Source organism: Streptomyces sp. NPDC037083 (assembly GCF_055606485.1).
Window position 1 is genome coordinate 242,577 of record NZ_JBVJSQ010000008.1, and the last position, 23,007, is coordinate 265,583.

The 23,007-nt window shown below is 72.0% G+C and carries 16 protein-coding genes; 10 read left to right on the plus strand and 6 right to left on the minus strand.

Features of this window, described 5'->3' with window-relative positions; translation table 11 throughout:
- Window positions 1–78 precede the first annotated feature (78 nt).
- Complete coding sequence (locus tag ACZ7DE_RS22945; protein ID WP_470763998.1) at window positions 79–1,071, plus strand: amidohydrolase family protein; 993 nt, start codon at window positions 79–81, stop codon at window positions 1,069–1,071.
- Window positions 1,072–1,363: 292 nt separating this feature from the next.
- Here the strand turns inward: ACZ7DE_RS22945 and ACZ7DE_RS22950 are convergent, their stop codons facing one another.
- From ACZ7DE_RS22950 to ACZ7DE_RS22970, 5 genes are all read right to left on the minus strand, one after another.
- Window positions 1,364–1,801: a lasso peptide biosynthesis B2 protein gene (locus tag ACZ7DE_RS22950; protein WP_470764000.1), complete on the minus strand. Its 438-nt coding sequence runs from the start codon at window positions 1,799–1,801 to the stop codon at window positions 1,364–1,366.
- A complete protein-coding gene (locus ACZ7DE_RS22955; protein WP_470764002.1) occupies window positions 1,798–2,052 on the minus strand; it encodes a lasso peptide biosynthesis PqqD family chaperone in 255 nt (84 codons plus the stop codon). The genes ACZ7DE_RS22950 and ACZ7DE_RS22955 overlap by 4 nt, the downstream gene beginning before the upstream one ends.
- A gap of 36 nt (window positions 2,053–2,088) precedes the next feature.
- Window positions 2,089–3,939, minus strand: coding sequence for a lasso peptide isopeptide bond-forming cyclase (locus ACZ7DE_RS22960; protein WP_470764003.1), 1,851 nt, complete (start codon window positions 3,937–3,939; stop codon window positions 2,089–2,091).
- A gap of 23 nt (window positions 3,940–3,962) precedes the next feature.
- Window positions 3,963–4,073 carry a keywimysin-related RiPP gene (locus tag ACZ7DE_RS22965; protein ID WP_470764005.1) on the minus strand — a complete coding sequence of 37 codons (111 nt, stop codon included), beginning with the start codon at window positions 4,071–4,073 and terminating at the stop codon, window positions 3,963–3,965.
- A 471-nt stretch (window positions 4,074–4,544) separates the two neighbouring features.
- Window positions 4,545–5,882, minus strand: coding sequence for a cation:proton antiporter (locus ACZ7DE_RS22970; protein WP_470764007.1), 1,338 nt, complete (start codon window positions 5,880–5,882; stop codon window positions 4,545–4,547).
- A 652-nt stretch (window positions 5,883–6,534) separates the two neighbouring features.
- On the opposite strand from ACZ7DE_RS22970, the gene ACZ7DE_RS22975 reads away from it, so the two are divergent.
- Window positions 6,535–9,729, plus strand: coding sequence for an amino acid adenylation domain-containing protein (locus ACZ7DE_RS22975; RefSeq protein ID WP_470764009.1), 3,195 nt, complete (start codon window positions 6,535–6,537; stop codon window positions 9,727–9,729).
- Between the two features lie 70 nt (window positions 9,730–9,799).
- Here the strand turns inward: ACZ7DE_RS22975 and ACZ7DE_RS22980 are convergent, their stop codons facing one another.
- Window positions 9,800–11,827, minus strand: a complete 2,028-nt coding sequence (locus tag ACZ7DE_RS22980) for a carbamoyltransferase family protein (RefSeq protein WP_470764011.1) — start codon at window positions 11,825–11,827, stop codon at window positions 9,800–9,802.
- A gap of 372 nt (window positions 11,828–12,199) precedes the next feature.
- Between ACZ7DE_RS22980 and ACZ7DE_RS22985 the strand changes: the two genes are divergently transcribed.
- Genes ACZ7DE_RS22985 through ACZ7DE_RS23020 form a run of 8 tightly spaced genes read left to right on the plus strand, consistent with a single transcriptional unit; the run spans window position 12,200 to window position 23,006 of the window.
- The gene (locus ACZ7DE_RS22985; protein ID WP_470764013.1) at window positions 12,200–13,360 is read left to right on the plus strand and encodes a tryptophan 2,3-dioxygenase; all 1,161 of its coding nucleotides are present in this window, start codon (window positions 12,200–12,202) and stop codon (window positions 13,358–13,360) included.
- Window positions 13,341–14,240 carry a thiamine pyrophosphate-dependent dehydrogenase E1 component subunit alpha gene (locus ACZ7DE_RS22990; RefSeq protein WP_470764015.1) on the plus strand — a complete coding sequence of 300 codons (900 nt, stop codon included), beginning with the start codon at window positions 13,341–13,343 and terminating at the stop codon, window positions 14,238–14,240. The genes ACZ7DE_RS22985 and ACZ7DE_RS22990 overlap by 20 nt, the downstream gene beginning before the upstream one ends.
- Entirely contained in the window at window positions 14,234–15,256 is a 1,023-nt protein-coding gene (locus ACZ7DE_RS22995) for an alpha-ketoacid dehydrogenase subunit beta (protein ID WP_470764016.1), read from the plus strand. Before ACZ7DE_RS22990 ends, ACZ7DE_RS22995 begins: the two co-directional genes overlap by 7 nt.
- Window positions 15,244–16,368, plus strand: coding sequence for a 2-oxo acid dehydrogenase subunit E2 (locus ACZ7DE_RS23000; RefSeq protein WP_470764018.1), 1,125 nt, complete (start codon window positions 15,244–15,246; stop codon window positions 16,366–16,368). Before ACZ7DE_RS22995 ends, ACZ7DE_RS23000 begins: the two co-directional genes overlap by 13 nt.
- Complete coding sequence (locus ACZ7DE_RS23005; protein WP_470764020.1) at window positions 16,365–19,832, plus strand: condensation domain-containing protein; 3,468 nt, start codon at window positions 16,365–16,367, stop codon at window positions 19,830–19,832. Before ACZ7DE_RS23000 ends, ACZ7DE_RS23005 begins: the two co-directional genes overlap by 4 nt.
- A gap of 38 nt (window positions 19,833–19,870) precedes the next feature.
- Window positions 19,871–21,175, plus strand: a complete 1,305-nt coding sequence (locus tag ACZ7DE_RS23010) for an MFS transporter (RefSeq protein WP_470764021.1) — start codon at window positions 19,871–19,873, stop codon at window positions 21,173–21,175.
- Complete coding sequence (locus tag ACZ7DE_RS23015; RefSeq protein ID WP_470764023.1) at window positions 21,172–21,456, plus strand: hypothetical protein; 285 nt, start codon at window positions 21,172–21,174, stop codon at window positions 21,454–21,456. The genes ACZ7DE_RS23010 and ACZ7DE_RS23015 overlap by 4 nt, the downstream gene beginning before the upstream one ends.
- Entirely contained in the window at window positions 21,453–23,006 is a 1,554-nt protein-coding gene (locus tag ACZ7DE_RS23020; RefSeq protein ID WP_470764025.1) for a tryptophan halogenase family protein, read from the plus strand. Before ACZ7DE_RS23015 ends, ACZ7DE_RS23020 begins: the two co-directional genes overlap by 4 nt.
- The last annotated feature ends 1 nt before the right edge of the window (window position 23,007 follow it).

Consider the following 23,007-nt stretch of genomic DNA (forward strand, 5'->3'; position numbering starts at 1 on the left):
GACCCGTGACGAATTCCTCACGGGTCTCGGGCGCAGGGGAGTGGACCCGCACCGGCGGCCGGCCCGATCGTGGGCGACATGGACGATCACCTCATGACACCTGACGGCCCTGCCGGATCCGCCGGGCCCCCTGGAGCCGCCGGTCCCCTCAGTCCTGCAGGTGCTGCAGGTCCTGTGGGCCCCGTCGGTTCCGCAGGTGAGGAGGCGGACGAGGTCCGCCGTTTCTGGGGCCGGCTCGGTCTTCCCGGACTGGTCGACGTCCACACGCACTTCATGCCCGAGCGCGTCCTGCGCAAGGTGTGGGACTACTTCGACGCGCTCGGGCCGCTGACCGGTGGCGTCGAGTGGCCGATCACCTACCGCCATGAGGAGGCGGAACGGGCCGACCTGCTGCGGCAGTTCGGCGTCAGGGCCTTCACCTCGATGCTCTACCCGCACAAGCCGGGCATGGCCCGGTGGCTCAACGGCTGGGCCGCCGACTTCGCCAGCCGCACCCCCGACTGCCTGCACACCGCGACCCTCTATCCCGAGCCGGACGTCGAGGCATACGTCCGCGAGGCCGTCGAGGCGGGCGCCCGCGTCTTCAAGGCGCACGTCCAGGTCGGGGCGTACGACCCGGCCGACGAACTGCTCCAGCCGGCGTGGGGGTTGCTGGCCGAGGCCGGGATCCCCGTCGTGATCCACTGCGGCTCCGGGCCCGCGCCCGGCAAGCACACCGGCCCCGAGCCGATCGCCCGGGTGCTGGCGCGGCATCCCCGGCTGCGGCTGATCGTCGCGCACCTGGGGATGCCCGAGTACGAGGAGTTTCTCGGCCTCGCCGAGCAGTACGGGGAGGTGCGGCTGGACACGACGATGGCGTTCACCGACTTCGCCGAGGAACTCACGCCGTTCCCCGGCAGGGCCCTGCCCCGGCTGGCAGAGGTCGGCGACCGTGTCCTGCTCGGCTCCGACTTCCCCAACATCCCCTATCCGTACGTGCACCAGCTCCATGCCCTGGAGCGGCTGGGTCTCGGCGACGAGTGGCTGCGGGCCGTCTGCCACGACAACGCGGCGGGCCTGTTCGGACTGTGAGACACCGTCGGCCATGCGGGCGCCCCCCCCCGGGCCGCAGCACGCCCCCGGACCGGCCCTGGCCCTCGGACCGGCCCTGGCCCCGAACCCGCCCTGCCCCGCCTCCGCCTCCGCCTCCGCCTCCGTCATCCGATGGTGAGTCGGTGCGTCGTGGCCATCGTCGTCCGGGTCGACGTGCCGCCCCCGGTGACCGGAGGCAGGCCGTCGGCCACCCGGGGGCGGCCACTGCCGGTGACCGGGGGCAGGCCGCGGATTGCCGGGAGCCGGACGCCGTTGCCCACCGGCGTGGCGGTCAGCGGCCGGTCGGCCGTGGCGTCGGGCCGACGGCCACAAGCCGGGTGAAGTAGTCCTCCGGCACGCCCTCCCCGACGGGACGGCCCTCCGCCTCGATCCAGGCGTGCGCGGTGAAGGGCGGGACGACGCGTACGCCGGTGCACCAGGTCGGCCATGTCCCGCAGAGCCGGCACAGCAGTGCCGCCCCCAGGGAGCGCGGGAGGCATCCCTGCGGCCCGGCGCAGTGCAGGCTGGCCGCGCACATCGCGTCGCGCGCGTTCTGGGCCTGCGCGGCGGTGGCGGGAGCGGCCCCCCGCCGCAGGACGCCCAGCACGGCGCGGATGCGGCGGGGCGGCAGGAGGGCGAGGAGGACGGCCGGGAGCAGGACCAGGCGGGCGGACAGGCGCCGGGTCAGGGGAACACCGGTGGGTCGTTCCAGCGCGCTGGGCGTCGTCATGAGGCGAGCCCCGAGCTGCGCAGCTGCCCCACGAGCGCCTCGACGTCCCGCAGGGCCTGTGCCTGGTCGATGTCGAACTCCCGGACCAGGGCGGCGGCCGCGTCGGACTCCTCCCCGCCGTCGAGCAGCGTCCGCACGACCAGGCTGGCCGTCGGGTTCAACTCGAAGTAGGCGCCGATCCGTTCGTCCAGTAGCACCGTGCCGTAGTCGGTCTCGGCCGTGGAGACGTCGTCACCGAACCGCAGAGACATGGGGGACCTTTCTGACGTGCGGGCATGGGGGCGTGGTCAGGGGCGGGGGACACGGGTGCGGCTGCGGGCGAGTCCGCGCAGCCACACCTCGGCGGCGATCGTGGAGTAGAGGATGGCGTCGGACAGTCCCGGAGAGGCGGGCCGCCGGGCGAGGCGACGGAGCTCGGCGCCGTCCACCAGGCCCAGTGACTCCAGCCGCGAGTCCTCCCACAGGGCCAGCAGGTCCGCGCGGTGTTCCCGCAGTCCGTTGGAGGCGTCCATGGAGGCCGTGGCCTTGTCGGCCCGACGCAGACAGACCTCGGGAACGATCCCGCGCATCGCCGCGCTCAGTACGGGCTTGTACGACCAGGGCGTGACGCGCTCGCTCGGACGCACGGCGAGAAAGGCCTCGATGACGCGGTCGTCGAGGAAGGGCGACGCCATCGGCAGCCCGGCGCCGGCCGCCATCCGGTCCCACTGGCGGATGACGCGGGTGCACGAGCGGATCTGCTCCAGGTCGCTGTGCATCCCGCGGTCCGGATGCAGCGGCGAGGTGTTCGCCGCGGCCGTGTGCAGCGCCCGGCGCGCCATGTGCTCGGCCTCGGGGGTCACCCAGCCGAACAGGCGCGGTGCCCTGCCCCAGCCCAGTCCCGTCGCGACGGACGGCGGCGACGGGTCACGCAGGTGGCCGGTGGCGTCGGCGAGCCACCTCCCGTACGGCCGGGAGTCGGCGAGGGCGCGGACCGTGCCGTCGAGGGGCCACTGCCACAGTGCCCGGAAGCCGCGCAACTGCCGTACGGCGAACAGCGGTTGGGTGCGCAGCAGTCGGTGGTAGTAGGCCTCCGAGCACCATGCCACATGGTCGCCTCCGATGCCGGTCAGGTGCACCCGGCTGCCGCGTGCGGCGAGGGCGGGCAGATGATGCAGGACCCGGGAGCGGTCCATGACGCCGATGGTGGGTTCGTCGAGGAGGTCGTCGATGGTGAGCAGGTCCTCGTAGACCAGCGGTGAGGCGTCGGCGTCCCAGACCACGTGCTCGACGTCCGGGAGGTGGCCCATCGCCTTGCGGGCCCAGTACAGGTCGGTGTCCGCCGGGTCGCGTCCCGGCCAGGTGGCGGCCAGCACGCGGGCGGGGGAGCGGTCGGCCAGGAAGCAGACGGAGGTGGAGTCCAGTCCGCCGGACAGGTCGCAGCTGACCACGCCGCCCTGCCGGGTCCGGGCGTCGACGGCCTCCTGCAGCGCCCCGCGGATCAGGGGAGCCGCTTCGGCGAGCGGCCGGACCGGCTCCGGCGGGGTCCACCAGGTGGTGTGCCGTCCGGTGCGCCCGTCCGCCGCGACGGTCAGGGCGTCCTGGGGAGGCACGGCGCGGACCGCCCGCCACAGGGACGTCTCGGACAGCGGATACGGAGTGGGCCACAGCAGCCGTACGGCCAACTCCTCGACGTCGGGCTCGAGTCCGAGGGCGACGGCGAGCGTGTCGGCACGGGTGGCCGCCACCCGCACGCCGTCGATCTCCGCGTGGAAGACGAGTCGCAGTCCCGAGGCGGTGCCCTGCACCCTGATCCGTCCGTCGAGGGCGCCGACGAGGTGGAAACTGCCGGGAAGGGACCGGGCCAGTGCGTCGAGCTCCGTGAGATCGCGTAACCGTGCGGCTCGGCACCGCAGTTCGTCGGGGTCGATCGGGCAGCAGCCGACCACGGCGAGGGCGGCGCCGCGGGCGTTCGCCGTGACGACTTCGTCGTCGTGCCAGTGGCCGACCAGCCAGGGCCGGCCCGACGCGTGCGTCAGGGTCCGGCTACCGGTACGGGCGAAGGAGCGGGCCACGGCGGCCGCGTCCGCACGGTCGGTGAAGACCGCGAAGTGCGCGTCGCCGGGGCCCGTCCCCGCACTTGCGTGCAATTCGGTCATGACGGGTCAGAGGCCGCCGGTCGTCAGTTCTTGCTCAGGATCAGCCGGTCGTTGCCGGCGAATCCCAGGAGCCCCGTCCTCTTGCGGAAGGTGCCGAGCCGGACGAGCGTCGGTGCCTCGTATGCCTTCTTCATGGCTTCTCCTCACGTACGGGTTCCACGACCGCTTCCCCGACCGACGGCCCGGGGGTTGCCCGGTGTGCCGGCGGTCCGGCCGGGATCATCGGGAGCCCGGACCGGGAAGGGGCGCAGCACCTAGCTAGCTGCAGAGGGTGAGCCCGGGGCAAGAGCGTTCGCGAAGGTCAGCTGATATGAGGAATGTGCGTCCGGCGGTGGCGGGGCCCCTCTCGGCGGGCCCGGTTTTTCGCCGTCCTGTTCGGTGTTCGGATGTGCGACCGCCGGAAGGAACGTTTTGACGTGAGCCGCGGCGGACTCCCGCCCGTCCTTTCGGGCGCGCCCGACGGCGGCCGTGGGCAGCGCCGCCGGGCGCATTCGGGCCGTGCGGACGTGCGCCCTTTCCCTCCGCCCGACTGCGGACCCGCCCGGAGATCCCACCGCGGCCGGGTCCCGGTCGGGCGCCGGCGGCCCACCCGCTCGTGCCCGCGCTCATTTCGCTCGGCCGCCGGCTCCCGCTTCGGGGACGGGGACACCGGTGCGATCGGCGCGGCGCAGTTCCTCCTCGGAGACGTGCTCGATGTGGCGCACGGCGAAGCGCAGGACGGGAGCGGCCATGACCGAGGTGGTGACGGCCACCAGGACGATGATGGTGAAGAAGGCGGGGTCCAGCACGCCGATGCGCAGGCCGGCGGTGGCGATCACGATCTGGACGACGCCCCGGGAGTTGAGACCGGCTCCGACGGCGAGGGTCTCCCAGCGGTTGAGCCGCCCGGCCCGCGCGCCGAGCCAGACGCCGGCGAACTTGCCCGTGACGGCGACCACGAGGACGAGCAGGGCCACCCCGAGCGCCGCGGGGGAGCTCAGGGCGCTCAGGTCGATCCGCAGGCCGACGGTGGCGAAGAAGAGCGGAGCCAGCACGGCGAGGACGACCTGCCTGAGCGGCGCCAGCCGGCGCGGCGTCTGCGGACTGCAGGCGCCGATGAGGACGCCGGCGAGGAAGGCGCCGAACATGGCCTCGAGGTGCAGTGCCTGGGTGGCGGCGGCGCTCAGCAGCATGATGACGACCGTGGTGGCGATGGTGTGGGCGCTGTCGGGGTGGCGCGCCGCCCGCGCCATGAGGCGGCTGATCACGGGGCGTGCCAGCAGGAGGGCCACCGCGATCACGACCACCGACCGGGCGATGGACCAGAGCGCGTCGTCGAGCTGTGAGCTGATGGCGATCGCCGAGACCACGGACAGCAGCAGCCAGCCGATCACGTCGTCGACCATCGCCGCGGCGAGCGTGAGTTGACCGACGTTGCGGTGGGTCAGGTTCATGTCCGCGAGGGTCTTGGCGATCACGGGAATGGCGCTGACGCACAGGGCGACGCCCAGGAAGGCCGCGAAGACGGGACGGCTGGTGGACGACGGGACGAAGGAGTCCGGCAGAACCATGCCCAGGCCGCCCCCCAGGAGGAGCGGGAGCATCAGCCCCGCGGCCGCGATGACCGAGGTGGTCTTCGAACGTCGGCGCACCAGATGCAGGTCCACCTCCATGCCGGTGATGCCGACCAGCAGGATGACCCCCAACTGGCCGACCCCGTCCAGGAGATGGAACTGGGACGTGGAGTCCGGGAGCAGCCAGTCGGACACCGACGGAGCCAGGTTGCCGAGCAGGGTCGGGCCCAGCAGCACACCGGCGCACAGCTCACCCGTGATGGCTGGCAGCCCGAACCGGGTGGCAAGCCGTCCGAAGGCGTGCGCGAACAGCAACAGCGTTCCCACCTGGAGCAGCAGGAGGAGCAGGTTGTGGGCGGGCATGGCCGTCATCGGGGCGGAGGCGAGCACGTGGTCTCCGATCGTCTGGGAAGGCGCCGTGCCGGGAACTGCGCGGCACGGCTCAGGGATCCGGATCCAGCGGACGCGGGCGCGGCAGGCCTGTCCGCTGTTGCTGATGGCATCGCTGCCAGGAATGGGAGGAGCGAGGGGGAGGGGCGAACGGGAGGAGGCTCCGGCGCCCGGCAGCGCGACGTGGGACGCTGACAGGTCGGGGCTTGCTCGGGTGTCAGGCGACGTCCCGCCGGCGCCCTGGCTCAAGGGGCTGTCCGGCGACGCTGAGGACTGCCTGTGGCTCCCTCGCGGTGGTACCGACACCGATCTCATCATGAGCAACACCCGTTGCGCCAGCGATCGCGGGCAAAAACGGTTCGGCGCGGCTGCTATTTCGTCAGATCCCGTTCAGGGGTGGCGTGTTAGGGTCGTCCGGCTGGGGGACGCCTTCACCGAGAGGGAAGGCCGCGGCGGGCGCCTGCCGGAGCAGAGCGAGCCGTACGCCAGGTCGAGCGACCGGATCCGGTCGAATCCCGTGGGCCGTCACGCCGTGCCGGGGCGACGCGGAGACCGGTGTGTGACCGTGTCGGCCGTGGTCCGTCGCCGAAGAGAGAATTCCCGGGGCCCGACCCGTGGACTCCAGCTCGCGTCCTACTCCAAGGAGTTGCCCGTGAGTGACCTCTGTATCCATGAACTCTTCGAGGCGCAGGCCGCCCAGACGCCGCACGCCGTGGCCCTGGTGGCCGGTGACGACGCCTCGACGTCGCTGGAACTGTCGTACCGGCAACTGGACCAGCGGGCGGACCGGTTGGCGCACCGGCTGCGGTCCGCGGGGATCGGGCCGGAATCCCGGGTGGGGGTCTGTCTGCAGCGAGGACCCGAGTTGCTGGTCACCCTGCTCGCGGTGCTCAAGGCCGGAGGGGCGTACGTCCCGCTGGATCCCGACCACCCGGCGGAGCGGCTCGCCTACCTGCTGGCGGACTCGGCCGTGTCCGTGGTGGTCACCGACAGCCTGCTCGCACGCGGCTTCACCGCCTACGGCGGCACCCTGCTCCTGGCCGCCGAAGCGGCCGCGCAGGGCGCCGAGGCCGCCGGCCCCGGACGCGTGGACCACCGTCCGGCCCCGGTCGGTCCGGACAACGCCGCCTACGTCATCTACACCTCCGGCTCGACCGGACGCCCCAAGGGCGTGGTCGTGCCGCACACCGGCGTGGTCAACCGTCTGCGGTGGGCGCAGGAGTGGTTCCCGCTGGCCGTGGGCGACCGTGTGCTGCACAAGACGCCGTTCAGCTTCGACGTGTCGGTGCCGGAACTGTTCTGGCCGCTGGCCAACGGCGCCACCGTGGTCATGGCGCGCCCCGGCGGGCACCGCGACCCCCGTTACCTCGCGCGGACACTGGCCGAGCACCGCATCACCACGGTCAGCTTCGTGCCGTCGATGCTGCGCGCCTTCCTCGCCGAGCCGGTGCCGCCGCTGCCGTTCCTGCGACGCATCCTGTGCAGCGGCGAGGCGCTCACCGACGACCTCGTGTCGGCCGCCCACGAGCGTCTGGGATGCGAGGTCTACAACCTGTACGGGCCGACGGAGGCCAGCGTCGAGGTCACCGGGACGCTGTGCGCCCCGGGCGAGCCCGTGACCATCGGACGGGCCGTGCCGGGGGTGACGGCGCTGGTGCTGGACGAGGACCTGCGGCTGGTCCCGGACCTGGTGGAGGGGCAGCTCTGCCTGGCCGGGATCCAGCTCGCCCGCGGCTACCACGACCGCCCGGGCCTCACCGCGGAGCGGTTCAGGCCCCACCCGTACGCGCAGGAGCCGGGGGAGCGCGTCTACCTCACCGGTGATCTCGTACGGCGGCGGCCCGACGGCGCGATCGAGTACCTCGGCAGGATCGACCAGCAGGTGAAGATCCGCGGGAACCGGGTCGAGCTCGGCGAGATCGAGTCCGCGCTCCTGGCCGACCCGGCGGTGGCGGCGGCGGCCCTGGTCGCCGACCGGGAGGCCGACGGCGGGACGCGGCTCACCGCCCACGTCGTACCGGCCGACGAGCGCGTGGACGTCGCGGACCTGCGCGGCCGGCTCATGGCGCGGCTGCCCGACTACATGGTCCCGACGGCATGGTCGGTGCTTGCCGCGCTGCCGCTCACCGCCAGCGGGAAGGTGGACCGAAAGGCCCTGCCGGACCCCGGCTCGGGCCGCCCCGACCTGGCCGGGTCCTACCTGGCGCCGCGCACGGAGACCGAGCGGCGGCTCGTCGCGGTGTGGGAGGACGTCCTCGGCCGCACCCCGGTCGGCGTCCGGGACGGCTTCCTCGACCTCGGCGGTCATTCGCTGGCGGCCACGATGATCTGCGCGCGGGTGCGCCGGGCGCTGGACTGCGAGCTGAGCGTCGAGGACCTGCTCACCGCGCCGACCGTCGAGGAACTGGCGGCCGTGGTGGAGGGCGCCGGCGGCCGCCCCGGGCCGGGCCGACCGGCGCCCGACGCGGTCGCCGCGCCCCTCGGGCCCCGGGAGGCCCCGGGCGGGCCGCAGTGGTACCAGCCGTCGTTCGCGCAGCAGCGGTTGTGGCTGCTCGACCGGATGAGCCCGGGCGGAACCGACTACCTCATGCTGGACGCCCACCGGCTGCGCGGTCCGCTGGACGCGGCGGCGCTGCGTCAGGCCCTGCACGACACGGTCGCCAGGCACGACATCCTGCGTGCCTCCTTCACCGCGGCCGACGGCGTGCCCCGGCTCAGGATCCGTGAGGAGGCGCCGCCGGGGATCTTCGCGGCGGTCGACGTCGACGCGGGCCCGAGCGAGGACGACCGGGAGGAGGCGGTGCGCAAGGCGATCGACGGCGAGTTGCGGCGGCCCCTCCGGCTGGACCGCGGCCCGCTCCTGCGGCTGACGCTCCTGCGACTGGACGAGACCCACCACGTGCTGGTCCTGGTGATCCATCACATCGTCGCCGACGACTGGTCCCTGGAGGTCTTCTGGCGGGATCTGGCGGCCCACTACCGGACCGCGGCCACGGGCTCGCCCGCCGGACCGCCCCCGCTGCCGGCCCAGTACACCGACTACGCGGCACGGCAGCGCGGTGCGGCTCACGCCGAAGAGCTGCGCGAGCGTCTCGAGCGGCGGCGCGCGGAGCTGAAGGGCGTGCCGCTCGTGCTCGACCTGCCGACGGATCTGCCGCGCGCGGTGCCGCGGGAGTCCGTCGACGCCACGGTGGCCTTCGAACTCCCGGCCCCGACCGTCCGGGCGGTGCACGACATGGCCCGGGCGGCCGCGGCGACGCCGTTCATGGTGCTGCTGGCGGCCTTCGCGGCGACGCTCGCCGGATTCGCCCGCCAGGACGACTTCCTGGTCGGCACGTTCGCGGGCAACAGGACCGCCGTCGAGGACGAGGAGCTGGTCGGACTCTTCGTCAACACGCTGGCGCTGCGCATGGACTGCGCCGGCGACCCCGGCTTCGCCGAGCTGGTGGGCCGGGTCCGGTCGGCGGCGCTGGACGCCTACCGGCACCAGGAGCTGCCCTTCGACCATCTCGTCTCGGCCCTGCGGCCGCCGCGCGACATGACCCGCAACCCGCTCGTACAGGTGGCCTTCCAACTGCTCGGCCCGGCGTCCGGCCGGCTCGCCCTGCCCGGCGTCACCGTCTCGCCGCTGCGGTCCTCGCAGGGCGGCAACGCCCTCGACCTGCTGGTGACGCTGCGGGAGACGGACGGTCTGCTGACCGGTGAACTGCACTACCGGGCCGACCTGTTCACCGCCGCCACGGCAGAGGCGCTCGCCGCCCGGCTGGCCAGGACGACAGCCCGGGCCGCCGGACAGCCCGGGCTGCGCCTGTCGGACCTCGCCGGGGTCGGTCACGCGGCGTCCTGAACGATCACGCCGACGGCGGTGGCCCCGGACACCTGGGTGATGTCCGGGGCCACCGCCGTGGTGCCGGGGTTCAGTCCGCGGAGCCGTCGGGCAGGTACTGGGCCAGCGGGTAGACCGGCCGGGGCACCTCGGGCACTCCGGCCCAGCGGAGCAGGCCGAGCCGGCGCAGGTCGAGCGCCGTGTCGACCGTCTCGTCGAGGTCGCTGCCGATCTCCTTCGCGACATCGCTGATCGGCCGGCTGCCGTCGGCGAGTTCGAGAAGGCGCAGCCCGAGTTCGGACAGGCCCGCCGTGGACGGCCCCTTCGACACCGTCCGGTCGGCGCTCCAGCGTTCTTCGGCCGTGACGGCGACCGGGTGCAGTCCCTCGAAGTCGGGAGCGACGACCTCGAGATCGCCGATGAAGAGACGCTCCAGGCGCGAGCCGTAGAGGCAGTCGACGGCCTCTTCCGGGTGCTCCACGATGGGCATGCCGCGCAGATTGAACGACGTGTTGAGGACCAGCGGCAGTCCGGTCTCCCCCTCGAAGGCCTGGAGCAGCGTCCGGAACGCCCCCGGCGTGGCCTCGTCGACCGTCTGGATCCGGCATGTGCCGTCCACATGGACGATCTCGCTCACGGACTGCCGGCGCTCCGGCCGCACGGAGCAGACGAGCAGCATGAACGGACTGTCCGCGGCGGGCATGTCGAAGTAGTCGTGCGCGCTCTCGGCGAGGACCGAACCGGCGAACGGGCGGAAGGCCTCGCGGAACTTGACCCGCGCGTTGAGCCGGTCCTTCATTCCCGGCAGACCGGGGTGACACAGGATCGAACGCGCTCCGAGCGAGCGCGGACCGAACTCCGAGCGGTCCTGGAACCAACCCACGATCTCACCGCGGGCGATGGCCTGGGCGGCCGCCTCCGCGACGCCGGACGGGCCGGAATGGCGGCGCACCGTGAGGTTCCACCGCTCGGCCACTGCCGCGACGTCCCGGCCGGAGAGCCGGGGCGGACCGAGGTGGACGTGCCGCAGTGCCTTGCCGCTGGAGGACGTGCGGCCGGTCAGGTTGTGGTACGCGTACAGGGCGGCGCCGGCGGCGTTTCCGTCGTCCGTGGCCGCCGGGAAGACCGACAGCCGGTCGATGTCGGTCTCGCGCAGCAGCCTGGGGTTGAGTGTGGAGTTGAGGAAGCATCCGCCGGCGGCGACGAGGGAGCGGCTCCCGGTGCGCGCCAGCAGCTCACGCACCAGGTGCAGACAGGCTTCCTCGAACTCGGCCTGGACCTGGGCGGCGAGGTCGTAGTGGAACTGGGTGTAGGGGGCCCGCGGCGGCCGTGGCACGAGCCTGAGTTCGGCGCCGACGCGCACCGCCAGGCCGAGCTCGACCAGCGAGTCGGCGACCCGGTCGAAGGAGAGACCGCCGTCGGGACCGAGATCGATGAACAGGTTCTCCGCGGAGAGGCGCTTGCCGTACGAGGCGAGGCCCATGGTCTTGCCCGCGTCGTCGTAGACCGTCCCGGACTCCCGGAAGCCGAGGGCCAGCGTCACCACGCGGTAGATCTCGCCGACGCCGGTCAGGTCCTCGGGCAGCCACATCTCGCCGTCGCGCTGGTAGCCGGCCGCCCGTGCCGAGTCGCGCACGGTCTGCAGCACGGTCTTCGGCGCGGCCCCGGGGGTGAAGTGGAAGCCGGACTCTCGTTCCCGGCCGTCGCCGAGCAGTGATCCGTAGGCGTCGATGACGAGGGCGGCGGCCTCCTCGAACCCCGAGGTGTAGAACGCGGAGCTCGCGTGCGCCAGATGGTGCCCGGGGTGCGGCAGGTGGACGGAACGCTCCGGCGGCACGAGCAGACCGAGCACCTGGGCGAGGCGTGCCTCGTCCTCGTCGTTGCGTGACTCGGTCGACGTGGTGACCCAGTAGTCGATGTCCGAGAACGTCAGACCCTCGCCGGAGAGGACGTCGCGGGTCAGCTCCGCCATCGCGCCGGCGTACGCGTGCAGCGGGACGGTTCCCCTCTTCACCCGCGAGGTGCGTTCCAGCGCGAGCGCGGCACGGATTTCGCCGTCGACCACAAGACAGGCACTGCTGTCGTGGCTCAGATTGAGGCCCAGTACTCGGACCGTCATGCAAACACCCCCGCATTTGTGACAACGATTCCGCCCGGACTCTAAGTGGGCTTTCCAATGCGGTCAATCAATATTTCGCAAACCCGCGACGGCCAGAGTCGGGTGAACCTCGCGGCCCCGGCCGAAATCGGGCAAGCGGGGCGTCGAGCATCGGTGTGCTGTGACCCGAGTGACCCCCGAGATCGGGGTTGCCATTGCCCAGGGTGGCTTGTAACGTCTGCCGAGGCGCTGCCGACTTGCTAGGCGGTGCTCTCAAAACCTGCGGGGGAACAGGTGATTCCACTTTCGTCGGCCGAGCCGGCCGAGTTAATCCGTGCGCTTGCGGACTGGGGAGAACCCCGGTCTGCGCGAAATTTTCCTTACACATCGGTGATGTCCCACCTCAGGGCCAGGGGCAAGCACTTCGCTTCCGAGGGACTGCTCCGGGAACTGGCGTCGCTGCGGGCCAGGCTCGCCCCGGCGGACGCCGGCGACCGTGATCGGCTCCTGCTGGAACGGTTCCTCGCGGTCGTCCTGGACAAGTGGGACGGCGCGTACTCGTACCAGAGCTACCTGGCCATCGAGCTGATGAACACTCAACTACCTTGCGGGCAGCGGGATGTGCGCAGCCGACGGGACGAGTGGGTCGGTCAGCTCCTGGCAGACGTGTGGACCTTCGAGGACGGCGCCAGAACCGGCGCTCACGACGAGCTGCCGCAGATGCGGCCGGACTTACGGCTCATGGAGAAACGGGCTCATCTGATCGGGGCCGCGCTGACCCCGGTGGCTGAGCGCATGCAGGCGGCCGGCGCAGTCTTTCCGACCGATGTGGGCGGGCTGTGTCAAGCCATTCGGGGCCGTGCCTCACCTGAAGAAGCGATGGTTCTGGCGCTCTCCATGCAGCCGGTTCACACCATCCACGACGAGTACCTGTTCATTCGGGTACTGCAATCCTTCGAAGTTACCTTCGCTGCCATGGGGCAGCAGATATCGGACGCGATTCTCTCTATTCGCGAGAAGAGACCCACAGAAGCCGCACAGAATATTCTCTGGTGCCGGGACACATTCTCCGAAGCGCGTACCCTCTTCTCTCTCCTCGCCACGATGCAGGTGGAATCCTTCCGCTCTTTCCGTGTCTTCACGGACGGCGCCAGTGCCATTCAGTCGGAGAGCTACAAGTATTTCGAGGCGCGGTGCGGAAAGCCCGCACGGGAACGCTTGGACTCACCGGCCTTCGAGGCCGTTCCGAAGCTGCGGGAGGAGATCCTCGAGGACTGGAGCGACCTGTCCACGACCGTGAGGGAGGCGGCCGAGGACGGGCTGCTGGACCCGGACGGACTCGCGGCGGTGCGTACCGCGGCCGACGAGCTGGAGAAGGTGCACCAGCGCTGGAAGCAGACGCACTGGCGGCTGGGGGTCCGGATGATCGGCGCGGAGCGAGGCACCGGCTACACCGTCGGTGTGCCGTACCTCGAGGACGTCATCGGCAACCGGCTCTTCCGCACGCCGTTGGGATCGGATCAGGGGGCGCCCCGTGACACTGAGGCTGAATGACGACGATCTGCACCTGCTGCTGACGGTCCGACGCTTCGAGGAGGCGCTGCTGCGACTGTTCGAGCAGGGCAGGATCGACGGAACCACGCACACCTGCCTCGGCCAGGAGTACGTGCCGGTGGCGCTGAAGCCGCTGCTCACCGAACACGACTACGTCTTCAGCCACCACCGCGGGCACGGCCACTACCTGGCCAGGTTCGAGGACCCGGCCCCGCTGCTGGCGGAGATCATGGGTCGGGCCGGTGGCGTCTGCAACGGCGTCGGCGGCAGTCAGCACCTGCACCGTGACCGGTACTTCTCCAGCGGCGTGCAGGGGGAGAGCCTGCCCGTCGCCGTGGGTGCGGCGCTGAGCCTCGCACGTGAGGGGCGCGGGGGCATCGCCCTCGTGTACATCGGCGACGGCACCTTCGGCGAGGGCTCGGTGTACGAGGCCCTCAACATGGCCAAGCTGTGGGAGGTGCCGCTGGCAGTGGTGGTGGAGAACAACCACATCGCCCAGACCACGCCGACCGAGCGGCACATGGCCGGCTCGGTCCGGGGACGGGCGGCCGCCTTCGGCATCGCCTACCACGGGATCTCCTCCCAGGAGATCCCGGAGATCCGCCGAGAGCTCGATCCCCTGCTGCGGCGCGTGCGCGAGCACGGCGGGCCTGTCGTGGTCGAGTTCGACACCGTACGGGTGGGCCCGCACAGCAAGGGCGACGACACACGCGACGAGGCGTGGCTGCGGGCCGCCCGCGAGCGCGACTGGCATGCCGTCTACCAGCGTGCCCACCCTGCCCAGTTCGCCTCGGTGGACGCCCTGGCACGCGCCCGTGTGGACGCCGCCGTCGCCGAGGTCGTCGCCCGTGAACCCGCTACCTGGTTGGTGACATGCTGAGATCGGACCGCGTCGTCGACGAGCTCAACGGCGCCCTGCACACCCTCTTCGCGGACGACCCGACGCTCTTCCTGCTCGGCGAAGACGTGCTCGACCCGTACGGCGGCGCCTTCAAGGTCACCGCCGGCCTGTCCACCAAGTTCCCCGACCGGGTGATCTCCACCCCGATCAGCGAGAGCGGCATCGTCGGAGTGGCCAACGGCCTCGCTCTCAGCGGCAACCGGGCCATCGTGGAGATCATGTTCGGCGACTTCGCCGCGCTCTGCTTCGACCAGATCCTCAACGTCTCGGCCAAGTCGGTCTCGATGTACGGACGCAGGCTCGACGTCCCGCTCGTCGTCCGGTGCCCCGTGGGCGGCAACCGGGGCTACGGTCCGACCCACAGCCAGAGCCTGCAGAAGCACTTCATCGGCATCCCCGACCTCGTGCTGCACGAACTGTCGCCGCTGCACGACACGCTGGCCGTGCTGCGCCGGGTGCTCGACGACGGCCGCCCGTGCATGTTCTTCGAGCCCAAGCCGGTGTACGGGGAGCGCTCGCTCACTCCCGGCCCCGTCGGCGACCTCTTCGGCTACGACTTCGCCGACCAGGACGGCAACTGGGCCCGGGTCTCCTCGGAGGGCGGCGCCGGAACGATCCTCCTCATCACGGGCGGCGGCATGGTCTCGCGCGCCCTGGAGGCGGCCGCGACCCTGCTGCTGGAGGACGAGACCGACGTCACCGTCGTGGTCTGCTCCCAGCTCTACCCCTTCGTCCCGGAGCCGATCCTGAGCGACGTGGCACGGGCGGAACACGTCTGGGTGGTCGAGGAGGGCACCCCCGGCGGCTCCTGGGGAGCCGAGGTCGCCCGAAGCCTCACGGACCTCTGCTGGGACAGCCTCAGACATCCGGTCGGCTCGATCAGCTCGCGGGACGCCATCATTCCCGCCGCTCGCCACCTGGAGCGCCGGGTGGTCGTGCAGACACAGGACATCGTCGAAGCGGTACGCGGACGGGTGACGGCATGTACGAGATAACGGTGCCGAGACTGAACGGCAACGACGACACCTGCCGCCTGACCGAGTGGTCGGTGCCGCACGGCGGGACGGTCGACGGGGAGAACATGGTCGCCGTCGTGGAGACCTCGAAGGCGGCCGCCGAGATCTACGGCGACGGCGGGGGAATCCTGCACCACGAGGTACCGGTCGGGGTGGAGTGCCGGGTCGGCCAGACCATCGGCTTCGTCTTCGCCGACGAACAGGAGCGCCGGGAACACCTCCTGGCCCGGCCGGAGCCCTCCGCCGCCGAGCCCGTGGGGGCCCCGGCCGAGGGCCCGGGATTCACCCTGACGGCGCCGGCCCGGCGCCTCGCCGACGAGGCCGGTCTCACCGACGAGCAGCTCCGGGCCCTGGGCAAGCGGATCGTGCGAGAGGCCGACGTCGAGGCCCTCGTGCAGGCGGACGCCGGCCAGGAGGGCATCGCCCTGACTCCGCGCCAGCGGATGATCGCCCGGGTGGTCGAGCGGGCGCACCGGACCGTCCCGGACGCCTTCGTGACGGTCAAGGTGCCCTGCGACGCCCTCCTCGACCGGCTGAGGGAGTTCAACGCCGAGCACGGGCAGACGGTCGGCCTGCCCGAGGCGGTCGTCAAGCTGCTCGCCGGACTGAAGTCCTCCTTCCCCGTCTTCTTCGGCCACCTCGAGGACGGGGAGCACCTGACCACCCCCGGACCGGGCGCGGGCGTCGGCGTCACCATCGACGTCGGCACGGGCCTGTTCGTCCCGGTGGTCAGGGACGCGGAGAAGCTCACCCTCGTGGAGATCGCGGACCGCCTGATGGATTTCCGCATCAAGGCCCTCCGCGACTCCTTCCACGAGGACGACCTCGCCGGCGGCCAGTTGAGCGTGTCGCTCAACACCGACCCCGACGTCCTGATGGCCGTGCCGATCATCCTCGCGCCGCAGGTCGCGATGGTCTCGATCGCCTCGGTGCAGACCGAACTCGTGCTGAAGGAGGGAACCGTGACCGAGCGCCGGCACTTCACCGCGGGACTGGCGTACGACCACCGTGCCGTCAACGGCCGCGAGGCCGTCCAGTTCCTCACCGCGCTGCGGACCGCCGTCGCCGAGCCGCAGGAGGCAGGCCTGTGACCACGGCAGCGGACACCGGACGCGGCGCGGACGCCGAACGCCTGCGCACCCGGCTGAGGTGGCAGCGGCTGACGCGCGAACCGGAGCAGGGCGGCCTGCGCGTCGCGTTGCTCGCGAGCTACACGGTCGACCCCCTCGTTCCCTACCTCGGCACCGCACTGGCGGACGGCGGGGTCCGGGCCGAGTTCCTGGTCGCCCCGTTCAACCAGATCGAACGGCAGTGTCTGGACGACGAGTCCGCCACCGCGCGCTTCGCTCCGCACATCATGGTGGCCGCCCCGCGGCTGGAGGAGCTGTGGGCCGGCCGCGGGCTGCCCTGGGACGGCACCGACGCCGAGGCCTACGAGGCCGACCTGCGCCACCTCGCCGACGCATGCGTCGCCGCGGCCGCGCGCCGGCAGGCGGAGCTGGTCTTCGTCCTGCCCGAGACGCCCCGGCTCCGCCCGGCGGGCGTGGGGGACGACGCAAACCCCGACGGCGTCACGGCGACCGCGGCCCGGGCGCGGGAGGCGGTGCGCCGCGGCCTCGCCGGACGCGACGGGGTCGCCCTGGTCGACGCGGAAGTCGTGCTGCGCACCGTGGGAAGCGCCCGCGCGTACCGGCCCGCGCTGCTCGCCTCCGCCCGCATCCCCTACTCCGAGGAGTACTTCGACCTCCTGGGGCGGCGGATCGGCCGGCTGGTGACGACGCGCCGCGCCACCCCCGCCCGGCGGCTGATCGTGCTGGACGGGCCCGCGCTGGACGGCGCCGCGCAGCAGACGGGCACGCCCAGCGGCGACCGGGGGAGCGCCGGACCGGAGACCGACCTCCACGCCTACCTCGCCGAGGCGGCCCGCGCGGGGGCCGCGATCGCGCTGTCCAACACCGGCGAGGAGACGGCCGCCCGGTTCTCCGGAACGGTGCCGCTCGCCGGCCGCCACGGCAGCGGCACCCCGATCGTCGACCAGCTCCGCTCGCTGATGGCCGACCCGGCGGCCGACGGGGCCGCCGCCGTGTTCCTGACCCCGGCGGCGGAGAGCGCCGACGCCGTCCGGCGGGAACTGCCCGAGGTGTCGGCCCTGCTGCTGCCGCCCGACCGGGAGTCCTGGGCGGTCGAGGTCGACCGCAGCGGCTTCGTGGACCGGCTCCCGCCCGTCCCCCGGGAGGCGACCGCGACCGGCGCCGCCGCCGCTCCGGCGCTGACGCTGGACGGATTCCTGGCCGGCCTCCGGCTGAAGGTCGAGTGCACGCCCCTGACCCCGGACCTCACCGAGGCCGCCGCAGACCTCACCCGCCGGGTGGCCGAGTTCCATCTCGACGGCGCGCCCCGCGACGCGGAGGACTTCGCCGGGACCGCGGGCCCGGCCGTGTGGTGGGGGGTGCGGGCCAGTGACCGCTTCGGCGATCACGGTCTGTGCGGAGTGGTGGGCGCGGCGCCCGACGGGGACACCCTGCGCGTGGACCTTTGGACGCTGACCTGCCCGGTACTGGGCAAGGGGGTGGAGGAACGCGTCCTGGAGGCGCTGGTGGCACTGGCCCGTGAGCGGGGCTGCGAGCACATCGCCTTCGGCTACCGTCCCACCCCGCGCAACGACGCCGTCCACGCGTTCCTGGCGGGTCTGCGGCCCGAGCAGGCACTGCCGAGGGAACAGGCCGCAACCGTGTCGGCCCCGGTGACGGCGCTGACGGACGGCGTCCGGCGGCGAAAGCCCGCCGCCACCCGGCCGGCCCGCGTCTCCCGGTCCGGCCGGCGGCCGGTCGGGCCGGCCACCGGCCGGGTCACCACCGCGGCCCAGATCCTCCAGGCCGTGCAGGACCGCACCCGGGCGGCCGCACCCGCCCACTCCGACCGGACGCCGGACGAGGGCCCGCCGCCGAGGACCGACACCGAGCGTCGCCTGGCGGAGGTCTTCGCCGCCGTCCTGGGCCGTCCGTCCGTCGGCGTGGACTGCAACTTCTTCAGCGGCGGCGACTCGATGCTCGCCGTCCAGCTGATCGCCAAGGCGAACCGGGCGGGGCTGCGGCTGACCCTGCGCCAGGTGTTCCAGCACCAGACCGTCGCGGCGCTGGCCGCCGTGGCCACCGTGCTCGAGCAGGGGCACGAGGTTCCCGAAGTGGCGGGCCCCGCGCCGCTGTTGCCGCTCCAGGCATGGTTCTTCCGGCTCGGTCTGGAGCAGCCGAACCACTTCAACCAGTCCCAGCGCTTCGAGCTGCCCGCCGATGTGGACGCGGACGCCCTGCGGCAGGCCGTCGCGGCGCTCCTCGCGCATCATCCGTCGCTGCGCACCCGCTTCGTCCGGAGCGGCGCCGACTGGCTGCAGACCGACCCGGGGGCGCCCGCGGACATCCCGTTCGAACGGGTGGACCTCGGGGCCACGGCGGAGGAGCACTGGCAGACCGCGCTGGCCGAGCACGAGCGCGCCCTGCATGTCGGCATGAGCCCCGAGGACGGCCGGCTGGTCCGGTTCGCACTGTTCGAGTTCGGTCCGCGGCGGCCGCCGCAACTGCTGGTGATCTTCCATCACCTGGCGATCGACGGCATGTCCTGGCGCTTCCTCCTGGACGATCTGCAGGACGCCTACCACCAGGCGCTCAGCGGCGATCGGGTGAGGCTGACACCGGTGACCACGTCGGCGCTGACCTGGGCCCGGCGGCTGCACGAGTACGCGCAGTCGCCCGAGGTCCGGGCCGAGCTGCCGCGCTGGCTGGCCGGTGCGCGCGCCGAGGTGGAACCACTGCCGAGAGACGTTCCGACGGCCGCGGCAACCGGTGTGCTCACCCACTCGGTGCTCGAGGTGTTCGGCGCGGAAGAGACCGGTCTGCTGCGCGAGCGCGCCGTGTCCGGGGAGCACACCTCGGTGGACGTCCTGCTGCTGGCCGCCGCGACCCGGAGCCTGGCCGGCTGGAGCGGACAGGAGCGGTTCCTGTTCGACGTCGTCAACCACGGGCGCGAGCCGTTCGTCGACGGGGTGGACCTCTCGCGGACCGTCGGCTGGATGGTCCTCAACGTGCCGGTGCTGTTCGAGACCGGCGGCCGCCGGGAACTGGCGGAGCTGATTCCCGCGGTCGGCCGGCAACTGCGCGACTGGTCCTCCGCCCACGGCGCGGGCGACAACCTGCTGCGCTTCCTGAGCGAGGACGAGCAGATCAGGAAGCAGCTGGCGGACCTGCCCAGTGCGGACGTCCTGTTCTCGTACGCGGGGCAGGTCGATCCGGGAGCCCACGAACACCCGCTGCTCGGCCGCTCGGTCGCCGGACAGGTACCGGACATCGATCCCGCTGCCGTGACCCCGTACGCGCTGCAGCTCGACGCCATGATCGTCGGCGATCGGCTTCAGCTGGAGGTGTGCTACCGGCGCACCCAGTTCCACACCTCGACGGCCGAACGGCTTCTGGAGGGCTGGGCCTCCGGCCTGCGGGAGCTGGTCGGAGGCGCTCGGACGGCGCCGGACCGGCCCGTGGGACCCCACGACAGGAAGAGTTAGCAGCAGTGGCGCTCATCAAGACAAGTGATCCGAAACGCGTGTTCCTGACCGTCTGGATCAGTCAGTTCATCTCGGCGCTCGGCACCGGGCTCATCGACTTCGCACTCGGCGTGTTCGTCTACCAGCGGACCGGGTCGACCAGTGAGTTCGCGCTGGTGCTGGTGTTCGCGATGGTTCCCGCCATCGTGCTCTCGCCGTTCGCCGGCGCCCTGGCCGACCGCTGGGACCGGCGCGTGATGATGCTGGCGAGCAACTCGGCCTCGGCGGCGGTCATCGGCCTGCTGATGGTGCTCCGGCACAGCGGCAGCCTGGAGGTCTGGCAGATCTACGTCGGCGTGACCTTCCTCGCCGTGTGCGGGGCGTTCCGGGACCCGGCCTACTACGCGTCCGTCAGCCAGATGGTGCCCAAGCAGCACCTCGGCCGGGCCAGCGGCCTCGTCCAGACCGCGGAGAACGTCGGGATGGTGGCGCCGCCGCTGATCGCCGGTGTCCTGATGGCCGCCGTCGGCCTGAACGGCGTGCTGCTGATCGACCTGATCTCGTACGTCATCGGCGTACTGGCCCTGCTCGTGGTCGTCTTCCCGCCGGTCGAGCGCGAGGAGGACACCGGGAAGCCGTCGCTCTGGAGCGACATGGCGGACGGCTGGGCCTACATGCTCAAGCACCGGGGATTCCTCTACCTGTTCCTCTTCGGGTCCTTCGTCAGCTTCTCGGTGGGCCTCACCCAGATCGTGGTCACCCCGCTCGTGCTGAGCTTCGCCGACGCGGCCGTCCTGGGCGCGACCTTCTCCGCCGGCGGACTCGGGATCTTCCTGGGCGGTGCGGCGATGGCCGCGTGGGGCGGACCGAAGAACCGTGTCGCCGGTGTCCTGCTGTTCGGGGTCGCGCAGGCGTTGTGCCTGTTCCTCGCCGGCCTGCGCCCGAACGCGGTGCTGATCGGTCTCGGGCTCTTCGGCTGCCTGTTCAGCATCCAGTTCATCCGCGGCTGCACCGCCACGATCATCCGGACGTACGTGCCCGACTCCATGCAGGGCAGGGTGTTCGCCCTCAACCGGTTCGTGGCGTGGTCGAGCCTGCCCGTCGCCTACCTGGCGGCCGGCCCCCTGGTGGGCGTGTTCGATCCGCTGCTCGAGCCGGACGGGGCGCTCGCCGACGGCGTCGGCCAGGTCATCGGGGTCGGCGACGGCCGGGGGATCGGGCTGCTGCTGATGGTGCTCGGCGCCGCCTTCCTGCTGGTGGTGGCGGGCAACTACGGCAACCCGCGGCTGCGGAACGCGGAAGCGGAGATGAGCGCCGCGGCGCCGCCGGAGGCTGCGCCCGAGGAGATGGGAGCGCGCGGGTGACCGCTGAAGAGGAACACCGCAGGCCTGCCGGGCGGCCCGGCCGCGGCTACTGCAGGGCCTACCCCCTCGCCCGGCTGCGTCGGTTCGCCGACTGGCCGGAGCCGGACGGCGCCGATCGCCCGGCCGACGACACGGTCGTCTACCTGTGGGACGACCTGACGGTCGTCCACGACCCGCTGGCCCCCGCCCGGAGCGTCCTGTGGGACCGCGGCGGTGCGCAGTGGGAGCGGTTCTGCCGCGAGGAACTGAACTTCGAAATACCGGAGGACCTCGAACGATGAAGAAGACCGTAGTGATCGCCGGCGGCGGGACCGCCGGCTGGATGACCGCCGCCTACCTGCAGACGAGCTTCGGAGACCAGGTCTCCATCACCGTGGTGGAGTCGGGAGCGATCTCCACCATCGGCGTCGGCGAAGCCACGTTCAGCACCATCCGGCACTTCTTCAGCTACATCGGGCTGGAGGAGCGGGACTGGATGCCGGCCTGCAACGCCACGTACAAGCTGGGCATCCGCTTCGAGAACTGGCGCCACCCGGGCCATGACTTCTACCACCCCTTCGAGCGCTTCACGAAGGTCGACGGCTACCCGCTTCCCGAGTGGTGGCTGCACAACCCGCCCTCCGAGCGCTTCGACCGCGACTGCTTCGTCATCGCGAACCTTTGCGACACCAAGCGCGCTCCGTACTCCCTGGACGGACGGCTGTTCGACGCGGACGACGAGGCCCTCGGAGCGGGGACTCGGACCACCCTCGCCGAGCAGGACACCCAGTACCCGTACGCGTACCACTTCGACGCCGCTCTGCTCGCCGACTACCTGATGAAGAGGACGACGGCGCGCGGCGTGAAGCGCGTGGTCGACTCGATCGTCGACGTCAGGCGCGACGAGCGCGGCATCGCCGGGCTGGTCACCGAGGAGCACGGGACGGTGGAGGCCGACCTCTACATCGACTGCACCGGGTTCCGCGGACTGCTGATCAACAAGGCGCTGGAAGAGCCCTTCACGTCCTTCCAGAAGTACCTGCCCAACGACAGGGCCGTCGCGCTGCGGGTCCCGGCCGACATCGAGCGGGACGGCATCGCGCCCTACACCAAGGCCACCGCGATGGACGCCGGCTGGATGTGGACCATCCCGCTCTTCGGCCGGGTCGGCACCGGCTACGTGTACGCGTCGGACTACTGCTCGCCCGAGGAGGCGGAGAAGGCGCTGCGCGAGGCCCACGGCCCGGCCGCGGCCGACCTGGAGGCCAACCACATCCGGATGCGGATCGGTCGTACCCGCAACTCCTGGGTGGGCAACTGCGTGGCGATCGGTCTGGCCAGCGGCTTCGTCGAGCCGCTGGAGTCGACCGGGATCTTCTTCATCCAGCACGGCATCGAACAGCTGGTGAAGCACTTTCCCGGCGAGCACACCGACCCCAAGCTGGTCGAGCACTACAACCAGGTGGTCGGCCGGTGCATCGACGGGATCGCCGAGTTCCTGGCGTTCCACTACTACGCGGCGGCGCGCACGGACAACGCCTACTGGCGGGCGACCAAGGAGCGGGAACTGCCCGGCCGGCTGGCCGAGCGCATCGAGCTCTGGCGGTCCAAGCTGCCGGACGCCGAGAGCGTCTACCCGTACTACCACGGGTTCGAGCCCTACTCGTACGTCGCGCTGCTGCTGGGTCTCGGCGGCATCCAGACGCGTCCGCGCGCGGTGATCGACCTGCTCGACGGCGGCGCCGCCAAGGCCGAGTTCGAGCGTCTGGCCGCCCAGGCCCGCCGCGCCCAGGACGAACTGCCCAGCCAGTACGAGTACTTCGCGCACATGCGCCGGCCGGCCGAGGCGTAGG

What these genes read in the sequence shown, in the direction of transcription:
- ACZ7DE_RS22945 (WP_470763998.1), top strand. Translation starts at nt 79, where the DNA reads ATGGACGATCACCTCATGACACCTGACGGCCCTGCCGGATCCGCCGGG.
- ACZ7DE_RS22950 (WP_470764000.1), bottom strand. Translation starts at nt 1,801, where the DNA reads ATGACGACGCCCAGCGCGCTGGAACGACCCACCGGTGTTCCCCTGACC.
- ACZ7DE_RS22955 (WP_470764002.1), bottom strand. Translation starts at nt 2,052, where the DNA reads ATGTCTCTGCGGTTCGGTGACGACGTCTCCACGGCCGAGACCGACTAC.
- ACZ7DE_RS22960 (WP_470764003.1), bottom strand. Translation starts at nt 3,939, where the DNA reads ATGACCGAATTGCACGCAAGTGCGGGGACGGGCCCCGGCGACGCGCAC.
- ACZ7DE_RS22965 (WP_470764005.1), bottom strand. Translation starts at nt 4,073, where the DNA reads ATGAAGAAGGCATACGAGGCACCGACGCTCGTCCGGCTCGGCACCTTC.
- ACZ7DE_RS22980 (WP_470764011.1), bottom strand. Translation starts at nt 11,827, where the DNA reads ATGACGGTCCGAGTACTGGGCCTCAATCTGAGCCACGACAGCAGTGCC.
- ACZ7DE_RS22985 (WP_470764013.1), top strand. Translation starts at nt 12,200, where the DNA reads ATGTCCCACCTCAGGGCCAGGGGCAAGCACTTCGCTTCCGAGGGACTG.
- ACZ7DE_RS22995 (WP_470764016.1), top strand. Translation starts at nt 14,234, where the DNA reads ATGCTGAGATCGGACCGCGTCGTCGACGAGCTCAACGGCGCCCTGCAC.
- ACZ7DE_RS23000 (WP_470764018.1), top strand. Translation starts at nt 15,244, where the DNA reads ATGTACGAGATAACGGTGCCGAGACTGAACGGCAACGACGACACCTGC.
- ACZ7DE_RS23020 (WP_470764025.1), top strand. Translation starts at nt 21,453, where the DNA reads ATGAAGAAGACCGTAGTGATCGCCGGCGGCGGGACCGCCGGCTGGATG.